This window comes from Thiococcus pfennigii, from assembly GCF_016583835.1.
In the GTDB taxonomy this organism is placed as follows: Bacteria; Pseudomonadota; Gammaproteobacteria; order Chromatiales; family Chromatiaceae; genus Thiococcus; species Thiococcus pfennigii.
Map to the genome: position 1 here is coordinate 1 of NZ_NRRW01000101.1, position 5541 is coordinate 5541.

Consider the following 5541-nt stretch of genomic DNA (forward strand, 5'->3'; position numbering starts at 1 on the left):
ACGAACAATCAGGCAGTTAGCGGCGGCGCCGTGGGCCCAGACGGCTTCCGGCCGCTCGACTTCCGGTGCCCGATTCGATTATAAGGCATTGTTCTTGCGATTGAAAACGACTTTCCGTCCAGGCACTCATTTGGAAGTCGCAGCAGCTCGGACTGCTTTAGTCCGCCGCGCCCATCTCGGTAATCCGGTACACGTTGTCGCTGCCGAGCACGATCTTGAAGTCGACTTCCTCACCCGGGCTCAGGCCGCTCAAATCGACTTGCTCGGTGACCGGAAGATCCATGGTCATGGCCGGCCAGCTCAGCGCAGGGATCGGCTCGTGGGTGATATTGACGGACCGTCCGGCTGCATCCACCGTATTGATGACCCCCTTGCCTTGCGTGGCGCCGCTCGTCTCGGTCTGCGCCATGGCCCCCGATCCCATAGCGTTGTGGTCGCTCATCTCACCATGGTCCATGGCCATGAGCTGACCGGGGGCCGTGCAAATTGCAGCTGCGCTCACGACCGCCATCAATAAACTTGGCTTCATCATTCGCTTCCTCGGTGGTTGTGTTGTCGTTAGATCTTTTGAGCATCGCCCCCAAAGTGAGGCGCTCGGATTGAGATGCGGCCGCGACTTCGAAGCTCAACAGCCAGGCCGTCGCTCGCGCAGTGCCATGCTTCACGTTGTCCATCCTATTAAGCTCCGCTGCGGGGCGAGGTTGCCACAAATCCTGGCAGCGGCTTCAGCTCACGTCGACGCCATACGAGATAGATGGCCGGGATCACGAAGAGGCTGAGCAGGGGGGCTGTCACCATGCCGCCGATCATGGGCGCGGCGATCCGACGCATCACCTCGGAGCCTGTGCCCTGGCCGATCATGATGGGCAACAAACCCGCGATGATCACGGCGACCGTCATCGCCTTGGGCCGCACCCGCAGCACGGCCCCTTCCATGATGGCCGCCTTGAGATCGGCGAGATCGCGCAGCGCGCCGCGCTCACGCCGGCCTTCGAGCGCGTTGTCCAGATAGACCAACATCACTACCCCGAACTCGGCCGCCACCCCCGCCAGGGCGATGAAGCCGACGGCCACCGCGACCGACAGGTGATAGCCCAGGATCGCAATCAGCCAGAAGCCGCCGACCAGGGCGAAGGGCAACGAGAGCATCACCAGCCAGACCTGACCGAGCCGTCGGAACACCAGATAGAGCAGCACGAAGATGATGAGCAGCGTGAAGGGGACGACCTGGGACAGACGTTCCTTGACCCGCAGCATGTACTCGTACTGACCCGACCAGGTGATCGAATAGCCGGGCGGGAGCGATACCTGGTCGCGCACCCGCGCCTGGGCGGCGGCGACATAGCTGCCGACGTCCACGCCGCGGATGTCGACGAAGGTCCAGCCGTTGAGCCGCGCGTTCTCGCTCTTGAGCATCGGTGGGCCGTCGACGATCTCGACCGCGGCGATCTGTCCGAGCGGAATCTGGGCGCCGGTCGGCGTCACGATCGGCAGCGCGCGCAGCTTCTGCACGTCGTCGCGCTCCTCGCGCGGGAAGCGCAGATTGACCGGGTAGCGTTCGAGCCCCTCGACCGTCTCGGTCACGTTGACGCCACCGACGGCGGCGGCGACCACCTGGTTGATGTCTGCGATATTGAGCCCCACACGCGCCGCAGCGACCCGCTCCGGCCGGATCTCGATGTAGCGCCCGCCGGCGACCCGCTCGGAGAAGGCCGAGGCAGTGCCCGGAACGTCTTGTAGTGCGTGCTCGATGTCGCGCCCGATGCGCTCGATCACCTTCAGGTCCGGCCCGGCCACCTTGATCCCGACCGGGGTCTTGATGCCGGTGGCGAGCATGTCGATGCGGGTCTTGATGGGCATCACCCAGGCGTTGGTCACGCCCGGCAAGTCCAGGGTCGCGTCCAGCTCGTCGATCAGCCCTTCGAGCGTCAGTCCGGGCCGCCATCGGTCGTGCGGCTCGAGCTCGATGACCGTCTCGATCATCGTCAGCGGGGCCGGGTCGGTGGCGGTATCGGCACGTCCAATCTTGCCGAAGACCCGCTTCACCTCGGGTAGCGACGCGATCAGTCGGTCGGTCTGCTGCAACAATGCCTGCGCCTTGCCGATGGAGAGCCCTGGCAGGGTCGTCGGCATGTACATGAGGTCGCCCTCGTCGAGCTCGGGCATGAACTCCGAGCCCAGACCGGCGCCGAGCCGACGCAGACCGGGCAAGTCCTCCGTCATCCGCTCCCAGCCCTCGGTCAGCCCCTCCTGCCACTGCCCGATGCGCTTCGTGGCTCCGGTGCCGACCGCCCCGCCGGTCGCAAGGCTGGCGGTCTGAAAGGGCCACTTCAAGGGCGTGAGTAGGCCAGCGACCCCGTAGAGCGGCACCAGCAGGCTAAGCACGATCAGCAGCGAGGCCAGGATCGTCATCCGTGGCGCCGCCAGGACACCGCGCAAGAGCGGACGATAAACCCAGATCAATCCCCGGCTCAGCGGATTCTTTTCCTCGCTCGGGATCCGTCCGCGAATGAAATAGCCCATGAGCACCGGCACCAGCGTGACCGACAGCCCCGCCGCCGCGGCCATCGCATAGGTCTTGGTATAGGCCAGCGGCGCGAACAGCCTTCCCTCCTGCGCCTCCAGGGCGAACACCGGCAGGAAGCTCAGGGTGATGATGAGCAGGGAGAAGAAGAGCGCCGGGCCAACCTCTTCGGCCGCTCGGGCGATGACCCGCCAGTGCGCCTCCCCGCGCGGCGCCTCGCCGTGTGCATCGCGATAGCGCTCCAGGTGCTTGTGGGCGTTTTCGATCATGACGATGGCGGCGTCCACCATGGCCCCGATGGCGATGGCGATGCCGCCCAGCGACATGATGTTGGCATTGATGCCCTGCTGCTGCATGACGATGAAGGATGCCAAGACGCCCAGCGGCAGGCTGACGATGGCGACGAAAGCCGAGCGCAGGTGGAAGAGAAAGACCAGGCACACCAAGGCGACGACGACGAATTCCTCCAGCAGCTTGTCCTTGAGATTGTCGACAGCCCGCAGGATCAGCGCCGAGCGGTCGTAGGTCGGGACGATCTCGACACCCTCGGGCAGTCCTTGGGCAAGCTGGTCGAGCTTGTCCTTGACCGCCGCGATGGTGCTGAGCGCGTTCTCGCCGTAGCGCATCACCACGATGCCGCCTGCAACCTCACCCTCGCCGTCCAAGTCCGCGACCGCACGGCGCATCTCGGGGCCGATCTGCACCCGTGCCAGGTCGCGCAGCAGGATCGGCGTGCCCTCGGGGGTCACCTCGACCGGAATCGTCTCGATATCGGCGACCGACTCCAGATAGCCACGGCTGCGGATCATGTACTCCGCCTCGGCCAGCTCCACGACCGAGCCGCCGACCTCCTGATTGGCGTTGCGGATGGCGCTCGATAGCCTGGAGAGGGGGATGCCGTAAGCGCGCAGCTTCTCCGGATCGGCCACGACTTGGTACTGACGCACCATGCCGCCGACCGAGGCGACCTCCGCGACGCCGGGCACGGTCTGCAGCTCGAACTTGAGGAACCAGTCCTGGAGGCTGCGCAGCTCGGCCAAATCGTGTCGACCGCTGCGATCGACCAGAGCGTAGCTGAAGACCCAGCCGACGCCGGTCGCGTCCGGTCCCAGCCGCGGGCTCACCCCTAGCGGCAGGCGCGAGGCGGCCTGGCTGAGATACTCCAGCACCCGTGAGCGCGCCCAATAGAGGTCGGTGCCGTCCTCGAAGATGACATAGACGTAGGAGTCACCGAAGAAGGAATAGCCCCTGACCGTCTGCGCCCCCGGCACCGCCAGCATGGTCGTGGTGATGGGATAGGTGACCTGGTCCTCGACCACCCGCGGCGATTGGCCGGCAAAGCTGGTGCGGATGATGACTTGCACGTCCGAGAGATCCGGAATGGCGTCCAGGGGCGTCTGGCGGATCGACGCGATCCCCCAGCCGGTAAGGATGAGTGTGGCGAGCAGGACGAGGAAGCGGTTGCGGATCGACCAGTCGATGACCTTGTCCATGGGCTCACCGCATCCGCCGGAAGCTGGCCTGGAGGCTCGACTCGGAGTCGATCAGGAACTGGCCGGAGACGACGATCTCATCGCCCTCGGTGAGCCCCGAGCGCACCTCGATCTCCCCGTCGGCCTCCATCCCGGTCACCACGTCGACTGGCTGGAAGCGCCCATCGCCGAGCGCCTTGACCACGCTCTCGCGCTCGCCGGTGACGATCAGCGCGTCGCGCGGGATCTTGAGCACGTCCTGCTTGGGGGCGCCGGCGATGACGACGTCGGCAAACATGTTGGGCTTGAGATCGAGCCGCGGATTGGGGAAGACCAGGCGCACGCGCAACGTGCGGGTCTTGGGATCCAGGTCCGGGTAGAGGTAGTCGACATCCCCCCTCCAGATGCGGCCGGGATACGCTGGCACCTGCATCTCGGCCGGCATCCCGGGCGCCACCCAGGCGAGCTGATTCTCGAAGACGTCGACCAGGACCCAAACCTCGGTGAGCGAGGCAATGGTGAACATCTCCGTCGATTGGGTTACGTACATACCTTCGCGGGCCATCATCTGGGTGACGATGCCCGCTGCTGGGGCCACCACCGGAATCGTATTGCGCGTCTGCCGGGTCTTCTCGATCGCTCGAATGACGGTTTCCGGGACCCCCAGCAAACGCAGGATGTTCCGCGCCTTGTCGGGCGCGATCCTGGCCGAGCCAGGGCCGCCGCGCTCCAAGGCGATCAGGAAATCCACCTGCGCGGAGAGGATCTCCGGGGCATAGAAGTCGGCCAGCTTGTCGCCCTTTTCCACCGGCTCACCCTCGGCCCGCAGGCTCAATCCCTCGATCCAGCCCGCCGCGCGCGGATGGATGTGCGCGAGACGGGTCTCGTCGTAGGCAACTCGACCGACCGCACGAATCTCTCGACGCAGCGTGCCACGCTCCACCTTGGCCGTGCGCACGCCCAGGCTCTGAACGATGGCGCCACTGAGCGCGACCTCGGGGTGCGAGTCGGCCTTCGGCGCCGCCGGCTTCGGGGTGACGCGCTTCTCGACCAGGTCCATGCCGCAGATCGGGCAGGTCCCTGGGTGGTCCTGCACGATATTTGGATGCATGGGGCAGACGTAGGTGGGATCGAGGTGCTTGGCGGCGTGCTCGATCGCGGTCTCCCGAGCGGGAGCCTGCGTGCCCGCCAAGGAAGCCGAGTCGCCATCGGACGGTGGCGCGTCGCAACCAGCGAGGGCCGCGCACACAAGCGCCAGGGCAGCGGCCCTGGCCAGGCCCACCCTGGGCCAGGCGATGAGGGAATAGAGCATGAGCGCGTCTCCTAGCTCAAGCGCACGACGAGAGGGTGCGGCCTCCGCATAATGTGCTCAGCCGGCGCATTGAGCCCCGAACTGATCGATCTTCTGCCAGAACTGTGTCCACCGCCCGGCGGTGTGGGTGAGGGCGCGCAGGCTGAGGACGATCTTCGCGCCTTTGTTCTTCCAGCGCATGCCGGAGGCGCAGAGCCGTTGCTTGACCAGGGTCTTGCAGGCCGCCTCGGTGA

At 65.9% G+C, this 5541-nt stretch carries 3 protein-coding genes and 1 pseudogene; all 4 read right to left on the minus strand.

Annotated elements, in window-relative coordinates; translation table 11 throughout:
* Positions 1-157: 157 nt before the first annotated feature.
* On the minus strand, positions 158-532 hold the full coding sequence (locus tag CKO41_RS17665) for a copper-binding protein (protein ID WP_200383219.1): 375 nt from the start codon (positions 530-532) through the stop codon (positions 158-160).
* A gap of 146 nt (positions 533-678) precedes the next feature.
* Positions 679-4017: an efflux RND transporter permease subunit gene (locus CKO41_RS17670; protein ID WP_200383220.1), complete on the minus strand. Its 3339-nt coding sequence runs from the start codon at positions 4015-4017 to the stop codon at positions 679-681.
* Positions 4018-4021: 4 nt separating this feature from the next.
* Complete coding sequence (locus CKO41_RS17675) at positions 4022-5308, minus strand: efflux RND transporter periplasmic adaptor subunit (RefSeq protein ID WP_200254803.1); 1287 nt, start codon at positions 5306-5308, stop codon at positions 4022-4024.
* 57 nt (positions 5309-5365) lie between these two features.
* A pseudogene (locus CKO41_RS17680) lies at positions 5366-5541 on the minus strand (ISKra4 family transposase); the annotation flags it as partial.

Coding starts and splice junctions, on each gene's coding strand:
- CKO41_RS17665 (WP_200383219.1), bottom strand. CDS start 532: ATGATGAAGCCAAGTTTATTGATGGCGGTCGTGAGCGCAGCTGCAATT.
- CKO41_RS17670 (WP_200383220.1), bottom strand. CDS start 4,017: ATGGACAAGGTCATCGACTGGTCGATCCGCAACCGCTTCCTCGTCCTG.
- CKO41_RS17675 (WP_200254803.1), bottom strand. CDS start 5,308: ATGCTCTATTCCCTCATCGCCTGGCCCAGGGTGGGCCTGGCCAGGGCC.